This window comes from Phragmitibacter flavus, from assembly GCF_005780165.1.
Classification (GTDB): Bacteria; Verrucomicrobiota; Verrucomicrobiia; order Verrucomicrobiales; family Verrucomicrobiaceae; genus Phragmitibacter; species Phragmitibacter flavus.
Genome location: NZ_VAUV01000002.1, coordinates 187,420 through 213,132, shown reverse-complemented (window position 1 = coordinate 213,132; position 25,713 = coordinate 187,420). Strand labels below are relative to the sequence as shown.

Genomic DNA, 25,713 nt, shown 5'->3' with positions numbered 1-25,713 from the left:
CAGGTTTCCCATCGACACAAACGGTTACACCCGCTTTTTGTCGCGACGAATCAACCATCCAAACAGCCCCACCGTCAGCAGCAACATCCTCCCCGGTTCCGGCACCACATACACCACCCCGCTGCTTAAAAACTGACTCCGATCCCAGCTCCAACCATTAAGTGTCATCGCCGCACTGGTTTCCAAAACCAGATCCGTGTTCACATTGAATGCGTTGGGCAACAAAGCTCCGCTTGTCGTCGCCCAATCCAACAGATTAAACACGTCTCCAAACACCGGCGAATAACCGGTCCCCAACGACACCTGGATCGTGCTCCCCGTATTCAAAGTCAGCGATCCCGCCACACTGATCTGATCATGCGCCCCTAAACCACCTGTGAGCAATCCCACCGTCTGGATTCCATCCAAAGGATTCGCCTCATTCCCCGTCGCTCCGGCCAATGTCAGAAACGTGGTCGATCCCGTTGCCAGAATCAAGCTGTTCGCCGTCACATCCGAAAACGTCAGCTTTCCGACGCCCCCACCCGCCAAAAAGGTCACACCTGAACCCGTGCCATCGCCCGGTCTCAAAGAAGCGCCGGAAGATATCGTCGTCGCGCCACGCACCGTCCCGGTTCCTGACAACATCGCGGTTGCCGATTCCACGGTCACCAAGCCCGATCCAGTCGCGCCCACCCCCGCTGCACCCACCTGCAAATTCCCCGCCAGCACCCGCGTTCTCCCGGTGTAAGTGTTCGCATTCGCGAAAATGGTCGTCGAGGCCGCACTGCCATTAACCGTTACGTTGCCGACCCCGCCGCTCTCAGAAATCACCTCGCTCATCCGCAACGTCGTCGCAGCCGCGTTCACCGGCGTCAAACTTAGTGTTTTCGTTCCCTTCACCACCACCGGCCCCAACCAGTTCACCATCACCCCTGCATTCAAACTATTGGAATTGAGCGACAGGCTCTCATTCACATTCAAGGTCGTCCCCGCCGCATAGTTATACCCGCCACTACCGCCTCGGATATCAATTCCCCCACTGTTCAGATTGATCACACTCAATCCATCAAACGCCCCGCCATTTCTAAACAGCGCCTGGCCTGTCGTCTCAATATTCAGAGTCCCTCCCCCACCAAAAGAAGTATTGCTCATCCAAAACCTTCTCCCCTTCAACGTCACCGTCCCTGTCGTAAATAGCGCCCCATCAATGCTGTGCAAGGCAGAATCCGTCGTCGCCAAATTGTGGATCGCTGCCCCATCATTCAAAGTCACCATCCCGCCCTGGATCCTGAACAAGGAAAGCGATCCATTGTTCGCCTGCGCGTTAAAATTGATGCCACCCACCGTCACCCCGCCTGCAGCCACCGTCACCGTCGACGTCACCCCGCCAGTCGTCACCCCATCTCCAAAGGCCGCTGTATCGCCATTTGCGTTGTTCCACAAAACATTGCTTCCCCCACTCACCCAATCCGTCCCCACGCCGTTCTCCCAAGTTCCAGTCCCATCATTGGCGACCCCACCCACCGAGTCGGAATCCCACAACAAAACTGCCGCCGATGCCCTCGTTGCAGTCAACCCAAAACAGGCAATCAACAGTCCTGCACCGCAGGCCCGTCCGGCCGAGATCACCCTGGAAAAATTTGCATGCATCATCGGAAAGCTCATTGAATTGCCCAACCCTATCATGATCGCTTGAATCGGCACTGCAAGCTTCAATCTCCCCCGTAGTTGATGACCCCCTCCATCACGTCAACTGCCCGCTCAGCCGACCGATCTTCTGTGCACCATCCCGCCACTTGCGCGCATCCCTTTCTTATCTCCTTGCTCTCCAACACACCGCTCAAAACCTTCTCTAAAGCTCCCAATCTCGCCGCCACCCTGCCCGCACTCAACCTTTCCATCCGCGCTCCATTGTCCGGCTGATCATGCGCCATCGGCACCACCACCTGAGGCACCCCCGCTGCAAACGCCTGCGACATTGTGCCAATCCCTCCATGATGCACCATCGCCGCCACCTCCGGCAACAACTCACCAAACGGCAGATACTCAAACCACCGCGCCCAATCCGGCAACACCTCCGGCATCTGCTCCCGATACCGCGTTCCCACCAGCGCACGCCGACCCAACTTCTCACACGCCCGCAACCCGACCTCAAAAAATTCCCGAGCCTGCGCATTGCCCGTTCCTGCCGTTAACAAAACCGGTTTGTCACCCGCATCAAGAAACTCCCGCAAACCTTCAGGCCAAACAAACTGCCCACTCAGATCCTCCAAGGGAAACCCCACCGCCACCGCCTTCTCCGGCCAGTCACGCTGCTTCTCTGCAAACCATTCCGGCCACAAACACAAATCCCCATCTGGCGAATGCAACCATTCCCTCAACACCCGCTTCGGAGCCTTCACCCCATGCTCCGCACACAACTTCTTGATCTCCGGTGCCAAAAAAACATCGGCAGGATTGGGCAGACTGAACATCACCCGCTTCACCCACCATGGCAGCTTCGCCAGCCACTTCATCCCCTGCACAAACACCGCCCTGTCATGCACGCTGAACATCGCAATCGGCTGCAAATGCACCGTCACCAACGGCACCTTCAACACCTCACGCGCCAGTCGCCCCGCCACATTCTGAAACGGAGCCGCCACCACCACCTCGCCCGCCTTGCCCTTCGCCACCTCTTCCCGGATCGCTTCAAAAAACGGCCGCATCCCCTTCGCCGCCGCTTGAAAAACCAGGCCCGTTCCAATCAACGGCTGCCACAATCTCGGATCACGGATCAACGCTTCATACTCCTCTCGGACTCCCACTCCATGAAACTCCAACCCCGCCCGTTTCACCACCTCATCAAACATCGGCACCGTCACCACCACCACCTCATGCCCCCGCGCCCTCAGCAACTTGCCAAGCCAGATGAATGGATTCACATCCCCCCCACTCCCAAACGGACATAAAACAAATCGCGCCATAATCATCACCCCTTCATCATTCCGACTGCTTCTCACCCTTCACCCCATACTGCTCCTTGCGCTGCTCGACAGCCTCCTCCCCCCAAGGGTAAAACACCCCACAATCCAGCTCATCTGGACGACGCGACTTGGTATAACTCCCCCCATCATCCACCTCATTCAGAAACACACTGTAACCCCGCTGACTCACCGCATCCCAGCGGAACGGTTTTCCATTAAGTGGATCGATCGGCAATCTGTTAATAAATTCAGGCACCAGTTCATCAAGAGCATCAGGCATCGTCCCACGCTCCACCTCATACCGTCGCACCGCCAGCATCAACTGCGTCAACCCCGGTAGTGTCTCCATCATCGCAGCCCGTTCATCGATTCGTCCAAACGTCGCAACCGACGCGACCATCCATTGACCCATTCCATTGGGATGCACATACTTCCACCACCCACGGTCACGCCATGCTTCAAGTTGCTTTGTTCTCCACTTCGACTTCCTCATCATCGCAAGTGCATCACCCCCGCCCGAGTTAACTAATGGCTCATGGTAATAAATGTAACTCGACAGAGTGTAGTTTCGTTTGTATCCCGCCCGAATCACTGGTTTCGCCCAGTTCAGATTCGCGTTTTCAGCGAGATAGTCAGGCATGAATTCTAGACTGTTTTTCATCATCAGATACTCAACTTGGTAAGTGAATTTAAGGGTTTTGCAGGGACTCTCTTCCACTTGCGCCAAAGCCTCTTGGATCCTCACAAGCGTCGGGTCGTCACAATCACCTGCCATCACCGCATCCTCCAGCGCAGCGAGACCAATGGATTCGATGGTTAACGATACCAGCCAATGTATCAACGCACCTTGCGCCCGTCTTTGTCCACCACCCATGCGCCACAAGTCCAATGCCATATCCACCCCCTCTCCGATCTTTCCGTCCCGCGCCAAGAGCAAAGATTTCATCCGTATGACATTCGCCGTCTCTTGAACTGCCAACAAATAAGACATGTCGATCTTCATGTCTAATGGCTCCACATCTTGAAGCCCCCACCTCCATCCACTTCGATCCGACATCATCAACCGTTTCCATGCCTCGATTCTCGCTTCGTTCTTACCCAAAAACGTTCGCAACTCCTCCGTGTTCCCCCACTCTCTTGAGCGGGCCTCCATCGATAGATCATCGAAGCCCGAATCCGGCATGGCCCTCACCTCGTCAATAAATTTTCGCAATCCATTCTCCTTCCCATTACCTCCCGTTAACACCGGCAGCATTGCCGAATCATCTGGAGGAGCGACATCGCGTGCCCATACAAACCCTATAATCATTAACAACACTCCGACCATACCCAACCCGAACCACCACGCTCGTCGGGTATCCCGTCGGTCCAAGTCCCGCAGTTCATCAATCAGTTCAGCCATGTTCCCTACTACCCTACACAAGTGCCTCCAGTGACTTCAATCCTAATCGCCCACAGATTTAAATCATCGAGCCTTTACCCTTCCACTCACCAATTTTTTCAAGCGAACGCAACTTCCATTCGACCCGTCGGTTACACCTCCACGACAAACCCAATTGAACTACACCAACTAACATGAAAATCGCCACCCTGCTCTTCTTTGGAGTCCTCACCTCCTCCGTCACCCTTGCCACCGCCCAAGACAAGGGCAAACCCAAAGGCCCCGGCGGTGATCGCCCTGTCCCACCTGAAGTCCTCGAAAAATTTGATGCCGACAAGGACGGCAAACTCTCCCCCGAAGAACGCAAAGCCGCGCGTGAAGCCCGCGAAAAAGAATTCGACAAGGATGGCGACGGCAAACTCAATCAAGAGGAAAAAGCCGCCATGCAAGAAGCCGGACGCGCGAAGATGCTTGAGCGATTCGACAAAGACGGCGACGGCAAGTTGAGCGAAGAAGAAAGAGCTTCCATGCCCCGCCCACCCCGCGGTGAAGGACCACCCGATGGCGGCAAAAAAGGCAAAAAAGGCCCGCCCGATGGAGCCAAAGGACCCAAAGGTCCACCCGATGGCGGCAAACCTTGACCGACCTAGGCCTCACAAAAAAATCATTCGCCTTCAAACCACGGACCGCCACGCGCTCCGTGGTTTTTCATGTTCGGATCAACCCTAACTTTTATTGGGACGGGACACTGCAGTATTATCGACAGCATGTCTTGGCCTACGACACAGTTGTCGTGGACTGCTGCAGCCTGCTGCCGCTGTAGCGGGGCGCAGCCTGCTGCGCTTCAGAGGAGACAATATGGCGGCATTTACTGGGTTGGGCACAAACCGGCAGGCCGGTTCTTGAAAAGCTGCGGCAAGCCGCAGCACTCCACAACAAGACGCTCCATGTAAGGGGCAAAGAAACTGGAGGGTCAACTCTCAAAAAACCATCCGCCACATCCACCCAAACAAACCCCTCAGATCCTCATAAACATCGCTCCAGCCCACCTTGGGTGAAGCCGCAATGAACAGCACCACCAGGATCACGATGTTGATAAAAATGATCAGCATCATCGAAAAGAACTCCCCATTGTGCAGCAAGTCGCTCTGCTCCGTCTGCAATACCTGCATCGTGAAGGTCAGGTGAAAACACCACGTCAGCCCCACCATAAAATAAAACACCCACACCCCCTTCAACCGCAACCCTTCGCCAAACCATGGCAAAATCCATTCGCGATCCATGTCCATCAACAACGACAGCAGTCCAAAAATCGCAAAAACCACCCCCGTGTAAAACGGCACCAGATACGGCGACAAGGTGATCAAAGTATTCGTCTTGTCCGTGTCCACAAACCCCCCATCCGGACCCACATGCATGTCATGCACCCGACCCCCGCTCAACCGCACCGCTATCGCATGCGTCATCTCATGGGCAAACACATACATCAACCCCGGTTCACGCCGCAACCAGCCCATGCAAAGCCAGCAAACACAGCCGCTGCCAAAAAACCAAAATCCTTCCGACTTCCAAAACTCCCCCTTCACCGTCTCCGTAAACAACAAATCCAAAAACGTCAGCAACGCCAGCAAACACAGCGGCAGCATCAGCAATCCCAGCAAAAACTTGCGCTTGCGTCCGCTGTCCGGATTGTGATCGCGATCTCGATCGCGGTCAACCTTCGGCAACTTCGCCAGCAATGCATCACGCCCTTGCGACCGCTGGCGCAACTCCGCAATTCGGCGTTGCTCTTCAAGCCGCTTCCTGGCCCGTTCGCGCTGCGTGCGTTGGGTCGCGCTCATGCTAGTGATTCCATGCTGCCAATCCTTTGCCTGTTCCCACAGTTTACCCACACCACCCGGACTGGCAACCTGCCAACCACGCACTTCTCCGCGCATTTACGCATTCACTTGCTATAGCGCCCGCCTTTCGGACCCGTCATCCACTTCCAGGCCGACTCCACATGCTGCCTCGGATCTTTGATCTGCGCCTCCCAGCCCAGCACTGACTTCGCCTTCGCCGGATTCGCCACCAACTCCGGAGGATCACCCGCACGACGCGGGCCAAAAGTCACCGGCACCTTCAAACCTGTCACCGACTCCGCCGTCGCAATGATCTCCTTCACACTAAACCCGCGACCCGTCCCCAGATTCACTGCGGTCGACTCGCCACCACCACGCAGGTAATTCAACGCCAGCGCATGCGCCGAAGCCAGATCATTGACATGGATGTAATCCCGAATGCACGTCCCGTCCGCCGTCGGATAATCCGTCCCAAAAATGGTCATCGACTCAATCTCCCCTCTCAACGCCATCAAAATTCGCGGAATCAAATGCGACTCGGGCTCGTGATCCTCCCCGATCATCCCCTCAAAATCACATCCACTCGCGTTGAAATAGCGCAAAAACACCGACTTCACGCCCCAGGCAACTTCACAGTCCTGAATCACCCGCTCCAACATCAGCTTGCTGGCTCCATAAGGATTCACCGGCACCTGCGGGTGCGACTCATCCATCGGCACGAATTGCGGATTCCCATAAGTCGCACATGTCGACGAAAAAACGATCCGCAACGTCCCATGCTTCTTCATCGCATCCAGCAAGGTCAGCGGTGCCACCACGTTGTTTTTATAATACTTCAGAGGTTCGTCGACTGACTCGCCCACAAACGCCGAAGCCGCAAAGTGCAAAACCGCCTCCGGTTTATATTCCGTGAACAGCCAGTCGACGAGCACGGCATCCATCAGCTCGCCCTCCACCAGCGTCACGCCTTCCGGCACCGCCTCCGCGTGCCCCATCGAAAGATTGTCCAATACCACCAACTGCTCCCCCTGGGCCAGCAGATGTTTCACTGTGTGCGACCCAATATACCCCGCACCGCCCGTCACCAGGATCGGTCCCTTTGTTGATTCAGTCACTTCTTGCATTCCCGCACCACAGCATGTGCCCCTGCTCTAGTCCACCAAATTAAACATCCACCATCACTCTTCGCCAATATCCTCATTCCAAACCGCAGGATACGATTCAATGAACTCGGTCAGCATCGTGATGCACTCCTTTGAATTCAGATCCACCACCTTTACCCCCAAGCCACGAAGCCATTCGATCCCCCCCTGAAAAGTCACCGACTCCCCCACCACCACCGTGCCGATGTTGAACTGCCTCACCAATCCACTGCAATACCAGCACGGTGCCAAAGTCGTTACCATGATCTTGTCCCGGTAACTCCGCTGCCGGCCCGCCTTGCGAAACGCATCCGTCTCCCCATGCACGGATGGATCGCCCTCCTGCACCCGGCGATTGTGCCCCCTCCCCAAAACCTTCCCCTCCATATCAAACAACGCCGCACCAATCGGAATCCCCCCCTCGGAAATCCCCTCCCGGGCCTCCTCAATCGCCACCGCCAACATTGCCTCAAAATCAACGCTTCCACTCATAGTAAGTAAAATCATAGCAAACCCCGCGCCGAAGCCCCAGCACAATTAACGCCACCACCAAACCCAGCCCACCGGCACCAGCAGTGCGACATCCATCAGCACTCTCGGCAGTTCTCCCGGCATTTTGGGTGCCCAGTGATACACCAAACCCATCGACACCACTCCAAAAAATGCCGCCTCCAGCAAAACCCCGCCAGTTCCAACCCACCACGCTCCCGCAAGCCCACCCACCACCCCGGCCACCAGCACGGTGAACCTCTTTCCCGACAACATCGAAGCACTCGAAGCATCCTCCTTTCCACTCTCCAAAGCGGCAATTCCCACACAGTTCAACACCGCCAGCATCGCCAACCCCATCACCTCGACCGAAAAAAATCCAGCAACCTGATCCATCGAATAAAAATGCACACTCAGCCCGCACCCCAAAGCAAACACCACCCCGCAACAGATCTCCTTCGAGATTCCAAGCCGTCCTCCTACCAACCGCAGGACCAAAACCACCAGCAACAGCGGCCCGACCCAGGACCATTGCTCAACTCCGCTCCACCAGACGCACCCCACCACCACCATCGCCATCAGCGCATTTCCAATGCCCACCATCCAACGCCTCGAGCTTCCTGCGTGATTCCACAAATACCACCCCACCACCAATCCCAATCCCATCCCACGCTCCATCAACCCGACCGGAATCTGCGTCATCGCCAGCCACCCCGTCACCACCCCCATCAGCGGCAACACCTCCCTCACCATGAACGCGCGGTGCCGAAGATAAAACCTATGCCTTGCCGTCTGCTCCCCCTCCCCTTCTGATCGCCAACCATCCATCGTCCGGTCCAGCACATAAATGAACCACACCGTCATCCACAACACCGCAAAGCAAGCCCACGGCAGCTTCACCCCCGAAACCTCTGCCAGCATCCACAGCCACCCTGCCGCCACCAGAGGCGCATCCAAACTCAACACATTTCCCCACATCCACCACGGCACCCGCGGACGCACCATTGAATCTGACAACTCTGACACCACCCCCATCTTTACCATCACCCACGTCCTGTCCAACTCTTTGCTGAAATCCCCCCATACTGTGCTATCGCATTTTCCGAACTACTCACCACCACCGTCGACGCCGCCGCTCTGAATCAATGAAATACCTTACCCTCGTCCGCCACGCCAAATCCAGTTGGGACAATCCCGGTCAACTCGATCACGACCGCACCCTCAACGAACGTGGCGAACGCAACGCCCCTGAGATGGCCCGCTTCCTCGCCAAAACCTACTTCGGCCTCGAATCCAGTCCCGCCATCCTCCCCGCGCCGGACCACCTCATCGCCAGCAGCGCGACGCGCACCCAGCAAACGGCCGAACTCATGCAGGCCGAAATGAACCTCCCCCCCGAAATCATCCTCACCGAACCTCGTGCCTACCTGGCCGAAGCCAACAGCCTCCTGCAAATCGTCCAGTCCTTTGACAACAGCTGGCAAAGCATCATGCTCTTCGCCCACAACAACGGCATCAGCGACTTCGCCAACCAACTCCTGCAGCGCAACAGCATCGGCGACATGCCCACCTGTGCCGTCGCCATCCTCGAACTTCCCGTCATCCGCTGGGATGCCGTCGCGTGGAAACAAGCGCGCCTCATCGGCTACATCACCCCCAAACTCATCGTCAAACGCTTCCCTTCCAGCGAGTTGCCCGCTCCCTTTGATCTCGAATAGATTAAAAACTCTAACGAAGATTCTCCCGGTGCGTTCTCTCTTACCAAGATGCACCCTTTCATTGCTGCCCTGCTCCTCACGCTGACAATCCCCGGCCTCAGTCACGCACTCGATCCCGCCTCCGACATCGCGACCCAGGTCCCCAAAGCCGCCGCCACGCTCACCGCCTTCCACGGTCCCCTTCCCGGCGACCTCGAACGCAAACTCCATATCATCTACTGGACCCCGTCCGACCGCGAACCCCAGCCCCAATGGCGCGAACGCCTTTCCCGCGTCCTCGAAACCACTGCCGATTTCTACGACAAGGAACTCCGCCGCCAGGGTTTCCCCGTTCGCCGGCTCCCCCTCGATCATCAACCGGACGGCCTGCTCAGCATCCACCTCGTCAAAGGCACCCATCCCTACGCCCATTACTCCGGCGAAAGCGGCAATGAAATCCGCAAGGAATGCCTCCCCGTCCTGCGTCAGGCCGGCATCATCAAGTCCCTCGACGGACGCGACGAAACCCTCGTCATCTTCTGCAACATGTCAGTCTGGGACCCCGTCAAACGCACCATGCGCCAGAACAGTCCCTACTACGCCGGAGGCAATGCCAAAGGCGGCACCGCGTGGCAGGTCGACTCCGCCCTGCTCGATCCCGACCTGCTCGCCGACAAGGCCAACCATCTCCAGGACGGACAATACGGCCGCATCTCGTTGGGCAAATACAATTCCATCTTCGTCGGTGGCGTCGTCCATGAAATCGGCCATGCCCTCGGCCTTCCTCACAATCGGGAACGCTCCGACGAAGCCGCCGCCTTCGGCACCGCCCTTATGGGCAGCGGCAACCGCACCTTTGGCGAAGAAAAACGCGACGAAAGCAAAGGCTCCTTCCTCACTCTCGCCCACGGCATGCGACTCGCCAGCCACCCCTTCTTCACCGGATCAAACAAAGCTCTCACCGATCCCATCGTCGCCAATCTTTCCGTCACGCAAATCAGCATCAATGGCAAAATCATCACCGTCAGCGGCCAAATCACTTCGGCCATTCCCACCTACGCCATCGTCGGCTACACCGACCCCAAAGGCGGCGGCGACTACGATGCCACCACCCAGACCACCATTCCCAATGCCGACGGTTCATTTGAAATCACGTTCACCGATCCTCCCATCGCCAAACCCGGCGTCATCAACCTCGTCGCCTGTCATGTCAATGGAATGACCACCTCCCTGCGTGGTCTCGGTTATCAACCAACCCCGGACGGCCAGATCGACGTCTCCAACGCCCAAATACAACTGCATCTGGAATCTCTGGCTGCCAGGTTTGCTGTTGCCGGTGGAGTCAATCCCTTGGACTCAATTTCCAACAGCAATGACCCGATCCTCGTCAAAACGCACGCCATCGCCCAGCGCATCTGGAGTTCATCACCTCCACCCGAAACCACCCCCGCCAACATCCCCGAAGACATCCGCACCCTCAGTCTCTGCGACACCAAACCCGAAAAGATGGAAGTCGGCTATGGCAAACCCTCCACCGACAAACTCCCTTCCCCTCAACCCTGGCTCTCCTCCTCCGGCCAGATCTTCGAACGCGGCTATTATGCCCATGCCCCGGCCCGTCATCAATTCCAGCTCGGCAAAGCTTGGAAACAACTCCTGATCACGCCAGGCGTTGCCACCGGTCAATACGGCAAGGTCATCTTCCTCATCAAAGGCGACGGTCGTGAACTCTTCAAATCCAAGCTAACCTCAGCCGACTCCCCCCTCCAATCCATCAAGGTGGACCTCACCAACATCGACACCCTCGAACTCATGGTCGAGGACGGAGGCGATGGCAAAAATGGCGACTGGGGCCTCTGGCTCGATCCAAAGCTTTCCCGCTAAGAAACGCGCTTCTTCTTCCCGGCACTCTTCCGGCGAGTCGCCCATGCCTTTTTCGCACTGAGCTTGCGGCGTAGAGCTGGCCAGTATTCCTCACCCGCGATGTAACCCGCACAACGTTCCGCACCACAACGGCAGGGATGATCCTCCCAACTCTCGAGATCAAATCCATAGTTGAAAAACAACTCCTCCCCTTTCTTGATGTCTTTCAGCGAAACAAACCAGATCTCCTTGTCCTGCCAGGTCTGCGCCTCCACGTTGGGATCACAACAATGGTTCATCAACCGCGCATCGTTGTATTCGACATCCCCATCAATGTCCCATTTATCGTTCAGGATGAAGATGTAAACCTTCGCACCCCCGGTTGACTTCGCCTTTTCCAGCAGCGCATTGGCACGGCGGTCACTCTCCTCCTTGTCCACTTTCTCCCCAAGATACTGAACAATCCACGTGTCTTTAGGAATGTCGCGACTGGCATAAAGACCCCGACCATGAATGCGGGAATTTCGAATCTGATAGAGAATTTCGTGATTTTTTGCAGCCATAAGCAGTTCGACAAACGCCATGGTGATGCAGGAATCGATGAAAGCAAGCCACAGACACGTTCTTCCAAACCTTCAACTTCACCTTCACCAACTATTTTCACCAATCGTCACAAGAAGCTTGAGCCCGACGCAATTTTAACATTGGTTAACACTTCTTCATGACCGAATCTCCACAGAAACGCACCCGTTCCCGGTATTTCGGTCGCTCTCGTCTGCTCATTGTCTTGTCGGTGCTTCGCATCGTCGCTTCACTGACCCTCCTTGCCTGTGTCTGGTTCGTGATTGATGTCTTCCAACAGCGCGACCGCACCAGCGCTGCCATTGCCCTCGGACTCATCATCCTGTTCGGTGCCCTGCGAGTCTTCATCTTCACCCAGGCCCGGCATCTCCGATGCCCCCTCTGCCATGGGACCATCCTGCACTCTAATGCCGCCCACAAACACAAACACGCCATGCGCATTCCCGTCATCGGGCACGGCTGGGCCGTCATCATCAATGCCCTGATTCGTGGCAAATTCCGCTGCATGTATTGCGGCACCAGTTTTCGCACCAAAAAGTGACAATTCGCACGACTCAAGGCGTTCTGGTTGCAGTCAGGTGATTTGCGTTTCACCATGCCGCTGATTTTTCATCCATGCCGAAATACCACCTCGCCTACGTCTTCGAACGCTTCCCAACGTTCACCCAAACGTTTTGCGTTCGCGAGGTGCTTGAACTGGTGCGTCTCGGCCTGCGTCCCATCATCTTTTCCATTCACGATACCCGCGCCGAATCGGTCCAGCATTTCCCAAAGGAACTCTTCGACCAGGTTCACTTTCTGCCGCCGGAAGATCAATTGGTCAAAGAAGTCCTCAAGCTCAAAAAACAAAACCGGCTTCCTCAAAGCGTCGTGCTCACCCTCCGACACTGGAACGACCGCTCCGACAAACTGCGCGTTTATGAAGCCGCCTGGATCGGCCATCGCATGCGCCAGTTGCGTGCCCGTGTCCACCACGCCCACTCCCACTTCGCTGGCGTGGGAGCCCGCACCTGCTGGTGGTTGCGCAAATTTCACGGCCTCAGCTACAGCTTCACCGCCCATGCCAACGACATCTTCTGCAACCCCGGTGACGTGCATCCAAAACCCGAAACGCTCGCGCGCGATGCCAGCCTGATCGTCACCGTCAGCGACTACACTGCGCGCGATCTTCACCACCGGTTTCCCGCCGCCTCCGCAAGGGTCCGGCGCGTTTACAACGGACTCGATCTCGGCCCATTCCAACGCGCCAAAGAAAAACAAAAGGCTTCCAAGAATCCACAGCAAGCTGGCGGCATTCTCAGCGTCGGAAGATTGATCGAGAAGAAAGGCTACGATGACCTCATCGCCGCCTGTGCCCTGATGCGCGATCGCGGCTTGAATTTCCATTGCCGCATCGTCGGCGAAGGACCACTCGAAGCCGAACTGAGATTCCAGATTGCCGACCTCAACCTGAACCATCTCGTCTCCCTCACCGGCCCCCTGCCGATGAACGAAATCATTCGTCTGCTCGCCGAGGAAACCCAAATCTTCGCCCTTGCCTGCAAAACCGAAAAAGACGGCGGCAAGGACAATCTCCCGACCGTGTTGATGGAGGCCATGGCCGCCGAACTTCCCTGCGTCTCCACCCATGTCGCTGGCGTTCCTGAGATGGTCATCAATGGAGAGACTGGTTTGCTTTGTGAAGAACGCCAGCCCGAAGCGCTTGCCGGACTTCTCGCCGGACTGCTCTCCGATCCCGCCCGCTGCGAACAAATGGGAAAAGCAGGACTCGCGCATGCACGACAACACTTCTCCAAGGAAATCACCGCACAGGCATTGATGAAAGCCTTCGCCCGTCACACCAGCATGCGATTCGATCTCGGCCTGGCGTTGCGTCGCGGATTGTGGAGCGACTTCCGGCAGCGCCAAAAAGGGCCGCATCTATACCATGTGCCGTCGAAGGCATCCGACAAGACCTTCAATCTCGACCAGTTCATGCAAGGCACTTAACGTCACCCGCAACCTTGCCTGACTCCGCGCCACCGTCGGGTAACGAATTGCAGGAGCGAAAAATCCTGCCTCCATCAGTTGCTCTGCCGCAGCCACGGCCTCCCGTTCCCCGCCAATCATCACCGGCACAATCGCTGCCATCACCAAATCCGCATCCAACTCTGGCAACAAGCTCAGCAGATGCGCGCGATTCGCCCACAGTCGTTCACGCCGCCGATCTCCCTCACCGCCTCCAATCATCGCCACTGCCGCCGCTGCCGTCGCCGCGACCGCTGGAGGAGGCGCTGTGCTGTAGATCAAACTGCGTGCCCGATTGATCAGTAAATCAATCACCTCACGCGAAGCCGCCACATATCCGCCACTCACTCCCGCCGCCTTGCTCAACGTTCCCATCTGCAATTCCACCCGTTTTTCCAATCGAAGTCCGGCCACCAATCCACGTCCTTGCGGACCCAAAATCCCAAAAGCATGTGCCTCGTCCACCAGCAGCCACGCCCCATGCCGGTCTTTCAACTCCACCAGCGCCGCCAGAGGTGCCGCATCTCCATCCATGCTGAACACCGATTCCGTCACCACCAAAATCCGCCCCTTGGCATTCTTCGCACGGATCGCCACCAGCATGCGCTCAAGTTTCTCCAGGTTGTTGTGGGGAAAAATCCGCAATGTCGCCCCGCTCAAACGAGCCCCATCAATCAATGAAGCGTGACTCAATTTGTCGAGAACGATCGTATCCCCCGCTCCACACAAAGCCGGCAGAACTCCCACCGCCACCGCATGCCCCGTGCTGAACGACAACGCCGCCTCCGTCCCCTTGAACTCGGCCAAAGCCGCTTCCAATGCCTCGTGGCACTCCATGTTGCCACACACCAATCGCGAAGCACCCGACCCCACGCCATGCCTCGACACCGCCTCGACCATCGCCTGTTTCAACTGATCCGACACCGCAAGACCGAGGTAATCGTTGGAGGAGAAATTGACCACTGTTCCCCCGTCCAGTGTCACCAGGCCCACTGAATCACGCTGCAACAATCGCAAGCGGCGCCGCAGTCCTGCCGCATCAAGATCGCCCAACTGCGCAGCAACTCCTCCCTCAACCCAATCCAAATGATCAGCACTCATCCTCAACATCTCCTCCTACCCTTTCCACCACGTTCAAAACCTGCGGAAGGTTAGGGTTTTTTCAGTTTTTCATCCACCAATTCATCCCTGCCAGACCCGAGGGAAAGCGCGGTTTCGTAGTGGCGTCGCGCCAGTTCAATCGCGGGCGGTTTACGGTCCAAATACATCAACGCCAGGTTGAAATGCGCATTCGCATATTCCGGATACAATTCAATGGCACGGCGCAACTCTGCCTCCGCCGCATCCAACCAACCCAATCGCTTCACCGCCGCCGCGAGATAATTGTGCGCCCGCGCATCCGTCGGATCCTCATGAATCGCCCGCGTGAGAGCCGAAACCGCGTAGTATGAATCCCCCAGCTCATAACTCACCAACCCAAGCGCCGTCCAGGTCTGCTGCAATCCCGGATTGATCAGTAGAGCCCGGCTAAAATAACTTTGCGCCTCCTTCAGCTTGCCATCCTGCTGTTCAACTGCACCAAGGTTTGCCAGCGTGAGTGCATTTCGAGGCTCCTCTTTCAACATCTCCAGGTAAGCTTCCCGAGCCGTTTTCCAGTCTTTCTTGCCAAATGCCTGCGTGGCCCGCTCCGATAGTGCCGTGGTGAGCGCAGGAAGCTGTCCGGTTTTTTCTTGTTTCGGAATTCCCAATTCCACTGGATCTCCCTGAACCGACGTAGGTTGGGCAGTTTCCTGACTAATCGATTCACTGGCAGCCATTAGCCAGACCCCAGGCGCAAGGGCAAATGCAATCAAGAAAGTGATTCTCATCAGCCACTATCGCTGCAAAAAGCTACACACAAGCGAAATTTTTCTTGCCTGCACAACTGAATGGTATTCAAATAGAACCTATGTTACTTACGGCGCGCCAACAGGAATTGCTGGTCTTTTTGAAAGGTTACCAGCGTCGCAATGGATTGATGCCTTCAACCAGGGACATCCAGCAGCACTTTGGCTTTGCCAGTCAAACCGCCGCCATGAGCCACCTGCGTGCCCTCGAGCGCAAAGGGGTGATCCGCCGTCTGGCGGGAAAAGCCCGCGCCGTCGTGTTTCCTGAAGACATCAATCGCGAAACCGTCGACATCCCCATTTATGGTGACATCCCCGCCGGATTCGCCGCCGACAACCCCGAAATCGCCGATGGCAAATTGACCATCGACACCCGCAGCATGGGTCTCAACCCTGGAGCCAAACCTTTTGCTCTACGCGTTCGCGGCGACTCAATGACAGGGGCTCACATCCAGCATGGCGATTTTGTCATTCTTGATCAACGCCCCCCCAAACCACGCGATGTCGTCGCCGCTCTCATTGATGGCGAAAGCACCCTGAAAAGATACCTGGTTGTCGACAACCGCCCGTTCCTGCACGCAGAGAATCCGAATTATCCCGACTTGATCCCCGCTCAAGAACTGAGCATTCAAGGAGTGATGGTCGGCCTGCTTCGCACTTCCATTTGATCGACAAAAAGGAGCTCGATCGTCCGGCCTGTTGAGATTGGAAGAATTACGGCCAAGATGCCTGTGCTTAGTCGCGCAGGTCTTTTTCCCTTCTGCGTTACTCCAGTATCACAAAATTTTTCAAAGTTTGTGAGCCACTCGCTTGGCACTTCCAGGCAGCCGAACTAGCAGGTCAATTTTCGCTCCGGCAGCTTTCATTGTCTCAGCGGGACAATCCCCAAGGCCCGGCCCGTATTGCTACGTTCGGGCTCATTCGAGTGAGCATCCTGAGGAAAGCCTAACAGCTCATCAAGGAGCACCACACGCCCCCACGAAAAACCTCTCCGCGGCCACTCGCAACTCTGTCATTCGGCGACTTGATAGCCGCCACTTCAAAAGCATCAACGCCCAGCCATCAACCGCCTCTCAACCCACCGGTTTCGGCTTGGCCTTCTGAGGCGATGTCGTTGAGTAGTAGCTGGCGTAGTTGTAATAGGTGTATTCCTTCAAGCTGGTGCTGGAACGATTTAGAATCACCCCCGCCACATTGACCTGACGTTCATACAACAGATCGAGCGCCTTGGCCGAAAGCCTCGCCGTGGTCGAGGAAATCCTCACCACGAACAGGGTGGCATCAATCTTCGGAGCGAAACTGGCCGTGTCGTCTGCGACAAGAACCGGTGCCGTATCGAAGATGATGTAATCATACTCTTCAGCCAGTTCTCCCAACACTTGATCGGAAAGGGATGAAAGGAACAACTCCGATGTCTGCGAAATGGCCTCGCCACGGGTCAAAATGTGCAAATTCCGGGTATCCGTTTCCTGCACTGCATCACGCCAGTTGATCTGACCCGTCAACACCTCGCTGAAGCCTGGCGAAGCGGGCGCATTAAACATCTCGTTCACGCCACCACGACGCAAGTCCGCATCTGCAAGCAACACCCGGGAACCCCCCAAGGCCATGGTAATGGCCATGTTGCAAACCGTGGTGGTTTTGCCTTCATTGGGCACCGCACTGGTGATAAGAATGGTTTTCGGTGGTTTTCCACCTTCCCAGTTTTTGAAGAGGATCGAAGATCGCAAATTTCGAAACGCCTCCGCATAGAGATGTCGGTCATCGTTTGGGGAAATCAATGCGACATCCCCCCTCGACTTGAGCTCGGGGATCTGGCCCACCACGGGCTCATTCGGAAACAATGCCTGGAACTCGCTGTAGGAATTCATCCGGTCGTCCAAGCGGTCGAAAAGCAGGAGAATCCCCATCCCGGCGGCGGAGCCACCAAAGAATGCGAGCAGTAATGGCACCAACAACTTTTGCTCATCTTCCCGGGCGATTTTTGGTCGCTCCATGATGTTCACCATGTCGGTGGTGGTGGCATTCGTGTCGCTCAGACTGTCCATTTTTCTCTTCCAGTCTTGGTAATCCTCAAAAACGCGCTCAGCCTCGCTCTTCAGAGACAGGTGGGTCACAATTTTGTCGTTGGCATCGCGCGCCTTGTTCTCCCAAATGATGATCTCATCATTCAAATTGGCAATTTTCAGGCGGATGGTTTCCAACCGTCGCTGCCATTCTTCAGAGCTGGCAACTCGATGAATCTCAATCAGCGCCATTTGTTTTTCGATCTTTTCATCCAGTTCAAGCACCCGGGGGTGCTCTGGTTTGTAGATCCGCAGTAGTTGCTGACGCTCCGCCTCGAAGAGCTTGAGGTCGCTCATTGAATTCAGGTATTCCGCTTCGGTCCTCGAAAGCCCGCCCATCAAATCACTGCTGCGCGCAGAATTGCTGTTCTGAATGCCTGCACCTTCCGATCTCTGACCCGCTGCTCCACCTGGAGCAGGCGCGGGTGCCGTAGCCGCCCCGGCCGTTCCCGATTGATCTTTTTGTTTGAGATAATCGTCAAGACCCATTTTTTCCATCAGGCTCCGCTCCGTCTGATAATCATTCAGGGTGCTCTTCAGCTTGGAAAGATAAAGCGCTGCCTCATTGCGCTCCCCCTCAAAAATGACGGTGTTGTTGTTCTTCAGAAACTCTTCGAGCCTCTCTTTGGTCAGTTTCACTTCCTTCTCGCGAGTAAGCACCTCCTGAATCACCTTGTTCAGGGCACTGGTGATCGAAGAATCGATCATCTCTTTCCGAAACGCCATGTATTCATCCAGCAGCGCCTCGACCAGATGCCGGGTAAACTCAGGCTCCTTGCCAGTGCCACCAACATTTAGAATGGATGATCCCCGCTGCTGCGCCACTTTGACGTCCACTTCAATCGGCTTGATCTCGGGATGCAAACTCCGAACACGTTCCACCGCACGCGTATACAGCGTCGAACCCATCAAAATTTCCATCTGGGTTCCGTAAAAATCTGCCGGTAAAACGCCGTTTTCCACCACGCCGCCGCCTCTGCCTTCAGTAAGATTGATGCGAGTCCCGGTGGCGATCCGCCCAATGGCGATGTATTCTGTCTCCTTGCTGGTGATCCACAGCGTCACGACACAAACCGCAATCGAAGCGGTCAATAGAACAAACCACCAACGGCGACGCAGCAGCACCCGGTAGCGGGTGAGCTTGGCCGAAGTTTCATGGTAACGATGCAGCGAGTTTCCGCCGGTTGGTTGATTATCGAAGACGTCCATCAATTTTAGGTTGGGGGATGATTATACACAGAGCGACGCATTACCGAAAGATGAAACTGCTTTTCACCAACGCTCCCGTGAAGGTTTTGATCCATTCGGCCCTTGAAAGGCCGAATTCCCTCTGGCACTTTCGCCGCGTGATCAAAAATTAATGAGGTTTTCGTCAACGATGATCACATCGTTCGAGCGAATTGGCACATCAAACTGCAGTTTGCCTTTTCTCATGATGTCATCAAGATTCACCACGAAGGTTTTGCGGGCACCACTAGGATATGTGCGGATCAATTTCACCTTCTTTTTGTCCGCAAACTGGGACAGTCCACCGGCACGCAACACCGCCTGACTCACGGTCAATTCCTCTTCCGGTGCCATCTCATACCGCCCCTGCCGCATCACCTGCCCGTAGATGGTGATATACTCCATCTCGTCAGGTCTCATGCCTCCTCTTTCCTGACGCGCCTGCTCCAGGGCAATGATCACGGTGGCCTGTTGAAAATATTGCTTCTCAAGCTCTTTCTTCATCTCGAAGGCCACTTCTTTACAAGTCTTGCCCGCCGCCTTCACCAAGTTCAAAAACGGAGTGTTGATGTCACCGGAGTCTTGCACCAGGAGGCTTCTCACTTCGTCACGGTTTTCCACAATCCGCAAACTCACCCGATCACCAATCCGCAAAGGGCGGGTGTCATCCAACGCCGCCATGGAGGTGATGTTGGCCACCGAACCAGCCGTATCATCGGAGGTCGACGCACTGGAAGTTTGCGCTGCGGGAGCTTCTCTGCTCGCCAAACGACGAGGCTCCGCTTCACGAAATCCCGGATCTTGCGCATGCAACGCACTCGCCGCGACCGCCAAACATCCAACCGTAAAAATAACTAATTTTTTCATATAGACCTGTCTCAAATGAACACCGTTTCTGACACTCCACATGGTCATCCGTTGTATTCGAAATCAAAAATTGTAGTTCAACGACATGATCACCCGGTTTTGGTCAAAGCTGAGATCGGGATTTTCGGCGTCTGTGGTCCAGTAGCGATAGCCCAGACCCATGTTGAGCTTCGAAGTCAGAGAATAATTCAAGTCGACCGTGAACGAATGTTGATCGTAGTCACGCAGCGCGAGATTGGAATCGGTGTTGCCGTAGTGGTAACCGAGGCCCAGCATGATGCGTTTCGTCAAACGCTGACCGAAAAACAAATCGAATCCCCACTGGGTGGTGTCTTCCGCGAGTCGACCTCCCGATTCCTCGGCCTTTTCCAAATAGGTGCTGAGGGCAATTTGGGAACCTCTCCATCCAACAATGCCCACTCCGTAACTGATGAAATCTGCAGTGATGAAGTTGGACGTGGTGTTGATGGAAGACTCATGACCAAAGCTCAATTGATGGCTCACGCGGGAATTGATCTGGTTGAACAACGTGACGTTGTAGTAGTAGTCGCTCAAGTCCTCATTGTCGAAGCTGCGGCTGTTTTCCGTTTCGTCATCACGCTGCTTTTGCAGACGCTGAAATGCGATCAGCTCCTCAAGTTCCAACCGCGCAGCGTCAAGTTCGGCGGTGCGACGCTCCAATTCAATCGGATCTTCGATCCTGAACAACTCACCATAAAGCTGGTTGATGCCTTCCAACTGCTGCTGCGCCATGATGATGTCGGCCTCGCTGACCTGACGGCTAAACACCGGCGGTGAATCAAAATCAAACTGCTGATAACCACCCGATGCCTTCAAAATCGTCCGCTGCGTAATTGGCACAATCACAAACACACCCGCGCTGGCCGTCGTGCCGTCGTTGTTGAACTCGTTGTCATAATTGATCCAGGAAAAGCTGCCTTCCACACCCACGGTATAAGTGCCGGTAGGCGACCAGGCGAGCGAACCGGCAATGGTATGAATCACACGGTCAAATGCCGAAAACGCTTCCTCAAGCGCCCAAGAATCGGAGCGATTGAAGTTAAGCGAGAGGTTGGTTTTGGAATTCAACGCCCAGTTCATGGCCACGCCGGCGTCATTCTGCACGGTTCCGAAAACATCATTCTGATCAAGACCGAAGTCGTTTTGAGCCACCGGCCGCACCGAGAGGCGATCGTAAAGCACGAAAACAATGTCACCGACCTTCACGTCAAACGCGATGGTCGATCCAGGCAGCACGTTCAGCACCAGTTCGTTGCCGTTTGGACTCGCCTCAGGATGGTTGAAATAGTGGTCAACCCCCAAGCCAACCGAAACCGAAAGCCGGTTGTTCTCGGTGATCTGCCAGTTCAAATCCGTATTCAAAAGCACACCGGCGATGATGTCATCGAGCTTGTTCGTGTTGCGGCGGGTGATGTTGTCGTTGTATTCAACGTTTGCATTCATCCCCAGCCCAATGTTCACCGGACCAATCTTGATGTTGCGCTTGCCAGCCAGAAAGGGATCGGTGATGTAAGTTGGCGCAAAATACGTCGAAGTGGTTGGATAAGGCCCTGTGGCCCCCGTGTAGTCGCCCGCCGTCCGGCTTGTCGTTCCGTAGGTGGAAGCCCCGATCCGTCTTCCCGCTTCATCCCCCGGCACATAGCGCTGCCCCAAAGGCCGCTCATCTTCATAGACTCCCTCAAACTCACCGTTCTCACTGAAATCATACACGCCCGATGAGCGGGTGCCGTCCAAATTTCCCTGAGCAGGAGTCCGAAAACTGGATGCACGGTTGCGCAAATCGTCGAAGAAGAGCCCCGTTTGACTCGGTGCCACCCCCGTTTGAGCGAACGTCATACCAGGAACCACAACCAAGCCCAGCAAAGCGCCAGTGGAAGTGAATTTGCGAAAGAATGCCTTCACGCTGAAAATCATATGCAAGTTCGGATAATGGGTCTAATCACCTATGGAAGCAAAATGACACCCCCTTGTCGAGAGGTTTAAACGCAATTTTCCATAAATTTCACCTCCGCGTGCCATTCTGCCCCGATCGCTAAACAAGGCAGGGCAATTTTCCGCGATTTTTGGTGCCAAGAGCCCTTGTTGACGACCCCTTGCCACCCATGCCACAATAGTCGCAATGCCAATGCCCGATCCCGATCCTTTTCCCCTGGTTACCAAAACCCGGCTCAGCATCCCAGAATATGCCATGGCCCTCGCCCATGTCGCCAGCTTGCGCTCCGAGGACCCATTCCGCAAGGTAGGCGCCGTCGCCTTCGATTTCGACAACCGCGTCATTGGCACCGCCTACAACGGATTGGCCCCCGGATTCAACGCCGATCACGAATTCTGGCTCGATCGCGACACCCGCCGAAAATACATGCTGCATGCCGAGGTGAACCTTTGTTCACTGTTCACCCGTGGCAATGTGAAGCTCATCGCCTGCACCACCAAACCCTGCACCTCCTGCGCTCAGATGCTCTGCGCTTATGGAGTGAAGGAGATCTATTACCGCGACGACTACCCCGCCTCCGAAGCCGACGCCATTTGCCAGCTCTACAGCATCCCCCTCATCCAGATCACCGACTACCCGCAAATCATCTCCGCCTTGGAAGCCTCCTCCCCAAGCTCTTAATCCCGCTTCTGCGCAAAAATCCACGCCCAGAACTCTGGATTGTCATAGGTCTGTGTCCACGAATCATGTCCCACTCCCGGATAGATCGTCACCTTCAGCCCCTTCGAATCCTTCAATCGAACCTGAGCACTCGTGGTGTAAGCCACCGGCACCACGGTATCCGCCTCCCCGTGGAAAATCCACAGTGGCAGTTCCTTGATCCGGTCAAACTTCAAGATTCCAATCCCGGCCCCTCCACAACCCGGAGCCGCCGCCGCAAAAGTTTCGGGATATTCCAGAATCGTCTCCCAGGTCCCAAATCCGCCCATGCTGATCCCGGTCAGATACACGCGCGATTCGTCCACCCGGAATTCCTTCACCAATTTGTCCACCAACGCCTTCACGCCATGCGGATTCCAAGCCTCTCCCGCCGGCACCTGAGGACAGACCACAATCGCCTCCAGCTTTTTCCCCGCCGCCAATAATTTTGGTGGACCATGCTTCTTCAAAAGCTCCAGATCGCTTCCCCTCTCCCCGGCCCCGTGTAAAAAAACCAGCAGTGGCCACTTTTTCGCTTCGTCCGCCTCATATCCCTCCGGCATCGCCAGGAGATAATGATACCCCAGCTTTTGCACGAACTCGGCTTCGAACGACTGCGGTTTTAACATGACGCCACTATCAGCGCAGGCAGCACCCAGCGACAACATCATTACTGAACAGATCACAGAAAATTTCATGCGCCGATCAAACCAGAACCATGGCATTCGTAAAGTCCAATCCGCCGCACCCGATCAAACCACGGCCTGCTCCATCACGCTTTCAACCCGCACACCAGCGCGCTCCGCCAAAGCCTCCACCGCCTCAAGAATCATGCCGCGATCCATCTCATGCACCTCCACCTTTTTTCCGATCTCCGGCACCAGGGTCACCGTCAACTCTCCCCCCAAATGCTCGCGGAACTCCTCCAGCCCTTCCAACACCACCACCTCACCCGACCTCGATCTCGACTGCAAATACGGGGAAAACGTCTCAAAGCCCAATTGCTCAATCAACATCACAATCTCATTCGCCACTCCCCCATCAAGCAACCCCGCCCGAACGGAATAAAACAAATCCAGCGCCATCCCGATCGCCACCGCCTCCCCGTGCGCCATCGCAAATCCCGACACCTGCTCCAGCTTGTGCGCCGCCCAATGTCCAAAATCCAACGGTCGTGCCGATCCCTGCTCAAACGGATCCCCATTCGTCACAATGTGCTCCACGTGCAACTCCGCACTGCGCTTGACCAAATACTCCACCGCCTCCGAATCCAACGCCGCCAGCGCCTCCACATTCGCCTCAATCCAATGATAAAACTCCGCATCCCGAATTAGGGCCACCTTCACCGCCTCAATCAGCCCGCAACGCCGTTCCCGCGTTGGGAGCGAGTCCAAAAACGCAAAATCGTTCACAATGGCAAACGGAACCGCAAATGTCCCGATCCAGTTCTTCTTCCCAAAATAATTCACCCCGTTTTTCACGCCGACCCCGCCATCCCCCTGACTCAACGTTGTCGTCGGAAACCGCACATGACGAATCCCCCGATGCGCCGTCGCGGCCGCAAAACAAACCAGATCCAGCACCGCCCCTCCGCCAATCACAAAAACAAACGAATGCCGATCCAACCCTGCCTCATGCATCGCCTTCCAGCACTTCTCCACCTGCGAAAAATCGTTCTTGCAAGCCTCCCCGCCCGGCACCTTCACCAGTCCACCCGCCAGCGTCAGCACCCCGGCATGACACTCCGCATAAGCCAAAAGCCGATCCTCCAACTCCGGAAACGCCTCCACCACGTGACTGTCCACAAAAACCAGCACCTTCGCCACCCCGCCATTTTCACTCGCCCCCGACAAAAGATCGCTCAACAACCCATTCCCCACAGCAAACACCTCCCGGGAAAACAACACTCGCTGGGCAAAGGGCACTGAAAACTCTCTCTCGGTGATCATGTAATATTCAATTGGAAAACGCGGAACAAACAAACGTTCACGTTGCAGCTATCTTACGCTGCCACAAGCGCAGAAGAGGCATTGAAGCCACAAAACCCACTGCCAGCCAAGGATTTATGCGCACCACCGCCAGCGCATCCACCACCGGAATCGCCGCCAACAACAACCCCACCGCTCGCCCAATGTTCGACTTCGGTGGCGTCTTCATCCAATGCAAAGCTAAATCGATTACAAGGAAAAGAACAACCGCCACCACCACGACCAAAGTCATGGTCAGAGACTCCGCACGCTGCTCTGGAGTTGTTCTAAATGGAATAAAAAACGCCATCATAATAAGAGGCAGGCCAATGATCAGCAACCCCCAGGGAATACGAAATTTCTTCTCCTCGGAAAATTCGCTCGTCGTCGCCACCAATCGGATCGAAAAAAGCACACCAAAACAGCTCACCACGAACCAATGCCACCACACGACCACCAACGGTGACAATACAAATATCAACGGCAACAGCAGTCCAAAAACACCCATCGTCTGCATCAACCATCCCCCCCCATCTCCTTTTCCTCCCTCCCCCCGCGCCGCCAAACTCAACCCCCCCACATCCCCCCCCAGCGCCAGCGCCTTAAAAATCAATCCCCCATTCCCCCCCCATTCCCATCCCCCCGCCACCGCCGAACCCGCCATCAAATACAGCAACACCCGGCACATCCCCATCACCAAAACCGACCCTTTCCACGGCTTGTGATAAAGGTCATACCCCACAATCGCCGCCACTAACGCCAGCGACACCCAAACATTCGCCCCTCCCCCGATCACCACCATCCCCAATCCCACCGCCAAAAAAATCACCGCCACCAGCCACACCATCCGCTCCTTAACCCTCCCCATCGCAATCGGCCTCTCCGCCCGATGTTCCCGATCCCACCGCGCATCCGCCGCATCATTCAAAAACATCCCGCCAGTATATAAAAGCGAGCCACCCAACAGCAGCCACGCCAGGGTCACCCACTCCCCCTCCCACTTCCCGCCCGCCAGCACCCACCCGGCCAGGACATTCGTCCAAACCGTCGGCAAATTCGAAATTCGAGCCAGCTCCAACCAAACACGCATCGTCATC

At 55.8% G+C, this 25,713-nt stretch carries 23 protein-coding genes; 7 read left to right on the top strand and 16 right to left on the bottom strand.

Going from position 1 to position 25,713, the window contains the following annotated elements; genetic code table 11:
- Positions 1-24: 24 nt before the first annotated feature.
- The 3 genes from FEM03_RS02895 to FEM03_RS02885 form a co-directional block, all read right to left on the bottom strand.
- A complete protein-coding gene (locus FEM03_RS02895; RefSeq protein WP_166442582.1) occupies positions 25-1,611 on the bottom strand; it encodes a PEP-CTERM sorting domain-containing protein in 1,587 nt (528 codons plus the stop codon).
- An 83-nt stretch (positions 1,612-1,694) separates the two neighbouring features.
- Positions 1,695-2,948: a glycosyltransferase gene (locus FEM03_RS02890; RefSeq protein ID WP_166442581.1), complete on the bottom strand. Its 1,254-nt coding sequence runs from the start codon at positions 2,946-2,948 to the stop codon at positions 1,695-1,697.
- 16 nt (positions 2,949-2,964) lie between these two features.
- Entirely contained in the window at positions 2,965-4,350 is a 1,386-nt protein-coding gene (locus FEM03_RS02885) for a hypothetical protein (protein ID WP_138084672.1), read from the bottom strand.
- Positions 4,351-4,523: 173 nt separating this feature from the next.
- Here FEM03_RS02885 and FEM03_RS02880 point away from each other — a divergent pair, with 173 nt between their 5' ends.
- Complete coding sequence (locus FEM03_RS02880) at positions 4,524-4,970, top strand: EF-hand domain-containing protein (protein WP_138084671.1); 447 nt, start codon at positions 4,524-4,526, stop codon at positions 4,968-4,970.
- A 339-nt stretch (positions 4,971-5,309) separates the two neighbouring features.
- On the opposite strand, the gene FEM03_RS02875 is transcribed toward FEM03_RS02880, so the two are convergent.
- The 4 genes from FEM03_RS02875 to FEM03_RS02860 all read right to left on the bottom strand — a co-directional run bounded on the left by FEM03_RS02875 (position 5,310) and on the right by FEM03_RS02860 (position 8,863).
- A complete protein-coding gene (locus tag FEM03_RS02875; RefSeq protein WP_166442580.1) occupies positions 5,310-6,170 on the bottom strand; it encodes a zinc metalloprotease in 861 nt (286 codons plus the stop codon).
- A 104-nt stretch (positions 6,171-6,274) separates the two neighbouring features.
- A complete protein-coding gene (gene galE / locus FEM03_RS02870; protein ID WP_138084669.1) occupies positions 6,275-7,294 on the bottom strand; it encodes a UDP-glucose 4-epimerase GalE in 1,020 nt (339 codons plus the stop codon).
- Positions 7,295-7,348: 54 nt separating this feature from the next.
- Positions 7,349-7,804 carry a nucleoside deaminase gene (locus FEM03_RS02865; protein ID WP_138084668.1) on the bottom strand — a complete coding sequence of 152 codons (456 nt, stop codon included), beginning with the start codon at positions 7,802-7,804 and terminating at the stop codon, positions 7,349-7,351.
- Between the two features lie 45 nt (positions 7,805-7,849).
- The gene (locus FEM03_RS02860; RefSeq protein ID WP_138084667.1) at positions 7,850-8,863 is read right to left on the bottom strand and encodes a hypothetical protein; all 1,014 of its coding nucleotides are present in this window, start codon (positions 8,861-8,863) and stop codon (positions 7,850-7,852) included.
- An 83-nt stretch (positions 8,864-8,946) separates the two neighbouring features.
- Between FEM03_RS02860 and FEM03_RS02855 the strand changes: the two genes are divergently transcribed.
- Positions 8,947-9,519, top strand: coding sequence for a SixA phosphatase family protein (locus tag FEM03_RS02855; RefSeq protein WP_138084666.1), 573 nt, complete (start codon positions 8,947-8,949; stop codon positions 9,517-9,519).
- A gap of 48 nt (positions 9,520-9,567) precedes the next feature.
- Positions 9,568-11,382 carry an NPCBM/NEW2 domain-containing protein gene (locus FEM03_RS02850; protein ID WP_138084665.1) on the top strand — a complete coding sequence of 605 codons (1,815 nt, stop codon included), beginning with the start codon at positions 9,568-9,570 and terminating at the stop codon, positions 11,380-11,382.
- Here FEM03_RS02850 and FEM03_RS02845 read toward each other — a convergent pair.
- Positions 11,379-11,945: an SET domain-containing protein gene (locus FEM03_RS02845; RefSeq protein ID WP_206170830.1), complete on the bottom strand. Its 567-nt coding sequence runs from the start codon at positions 11,943-11,945 to the stop codon at positions 11,379-11,381. The genes FEM03_RS02850 and FEM03_RS02845 overlap by 4 nt on opposite strands.
- A gap of 137 nt (positions 11,946-12,082) precedes the next feature.
- On the opposite strand from FEM03_RS02845, the gene FEM03_RS02840 reads away from it, so the two are divergent.
- Positions 12,083-12,484, top strand: a complete 402-nt coding sequence (locus tag FEM03_RS02840; RefSeq protein WP_138084663.1) for a hypothetical protein — start codon at positions 12,083-12,085, stop codon at positions 12,482-12,484.
- Between the two features lie 74 nt (positions 12,485-12,558).
- Entirely contained in the window at positions 12,559-13,932 is a 1,374-nt protein-coding gene (locus tag FEM03_RS02835; protein ID WP_138084662.1) for a glycosyltransferase family 4 protein, read from the top strand.
- Here FEM03_RS02835 and FEM03_RS02830 read toward each other — a convergent pair.
- Positions 13,864-15,051 (bottom strand): aminotransferase class I/II-fold pyridoxal phosphate-dependent enzyme, encoded by a 1,188-nt coding sequence (locus tag FEM03_RS02830; RefSeq protein WP_240772648.1) that lies wholly within the window; start codon positions 15,049-15,051, stop codon positions 13,864-13,866. The two genes, FEM03_RS02835 and FEM03_RS02830, sit on opposite strands and share 69 nt — an antisense overlap.
- Before the next feature lie 50 nt (positions 15,052-15,101).
- A complete protein-coding gene (locus FEM03_RS02825; protein WP_166442578.1) occupies positions 15,102-15,767 on the bottom strand; it encodes a tetratricopeptide repeat protein in 666 nt (221 codons plus the stop codon).
- A 131-nt stretch (positions 15,768-15,898) separates the two neighbouring features.
- On the opposite strand from FEM03_RS02825, the gene lexA reads away from it, so the two are divergent.
- Positions 15,899-16,504 (top strand): transcriptional repressor LexA, encoded by a 606-nt coding sequence (lexA, locus tag FEM03_RS02820; protein ID WP_138084659.1) that lies wholly within the window; start codon positions 15,899-15,901, stop codon positions 16,502-16,504.
- A gap of 405 nt (positions 16,505-16,909) precedes the next feature.
- On the opposite strand, the gene FEM03_RS02815 is transcribed toward lexA, so the two are convergent.
- From FEM03_RS02815 to FEM03_RS02805, 3 genes are all read right to left on the bottom strand, one after another.
- A complete protein-coding gene (locus tag FEM03_RS02815; RefSeq protein ID WP_138084658.1) occupies positions 16,910-19,111 on the bottom strand; it encodes a polysaccharide biosynthesis tyrosine autokinase in 2,202 nt (733 codons plus the stop codon).
- Positions 19,112-19,252: 141 nt separating this feature from the next.
- A complete protein-coding gene (locus FEM03_RS02810) occupies positions 19,253-19,996 on the bottom strand; it encodes a polysaccharide biosynthesis/export family protein (protein ID WP_166442577.1) in 744 nt (247 codons plus the stop codon).
- 63 nt (positions 19,997-20,059) lie between these two features.
- Positions 20,060-21,853: a porin family protein gene (locus tag FEM03_RS02805; RefSeq protein ID WP_138084656.1), complete on the bottom strand. Its 1,794-nt coding sequence runs from the start codon at positions 21,851-21,853 to the stop codon at positions 20,060-20,062.
- Positions 21,854-22,205: 352 nt separating this feature from the next.
- On the opposite strand from FEM03_RS02805, the gene FEM03_RS02800 reads away from it, so the two are divergent.
- Entirely contained in the window at positions 22,206-22,631 is a 426-nt protein-coding gene (locus tag FEM03_RS02800) for a cytidine/deoxycytidylate deaminase family protein (RefSeq protein ID WP_138084655.1), read from the top strand.
- Here FEM03_RS02800 and FEM03_RS02795 read toward each other — a convergent pair.
- From FEM03_RS02795 to FEM03_RS02785, 3 genes are read right to left on the bottom strand one after another with little or no spacing between them, the layout of a single operon-like run.
- Positions 22,628-23,347: a carboxylesterase family protein gene (locus tag FEM03_RS02795; RefSeq protein WP_206170827.1), complete on the bottom strand. Its 720-nt coding sequence runs from the start codon at positions 23,345-23,347 to the stop codon at positions 22,628-22,630. The two genes, FEM03_RS02800 and FEM03_RS02795, sit on opposite strands and share 4 nt — an antisense overlap.
- A gap of 54 nt (positions 23,348-23,401) precedes the next feature.
- Positions 23,402-24,598, bottom strand: a complete 1,197-nt coding sequence (locus FEM03_RS02790) for a 3-dehydroquinate synthase (protein ID WP_166442576.1) — start codon at positions 24,596-24,598, stop codon at positions 23,402-23,404.
- A 37-nt stretch (positions 24,599-24,635) separates the two neighbouring features.
- On the bottom strand, positions 24,636-25,712 hold the full coding sequence (locus FEM03_RS02785; protein WP_138084654.1) for a UbiA family prenyltransferase: 1,077 nt from the start codon (positions 25,710-25,712) through the stop codon (positions 24,636-24,638).
- Between the last annotated feature and the right edge of the window lies 1 nt (position 25,713).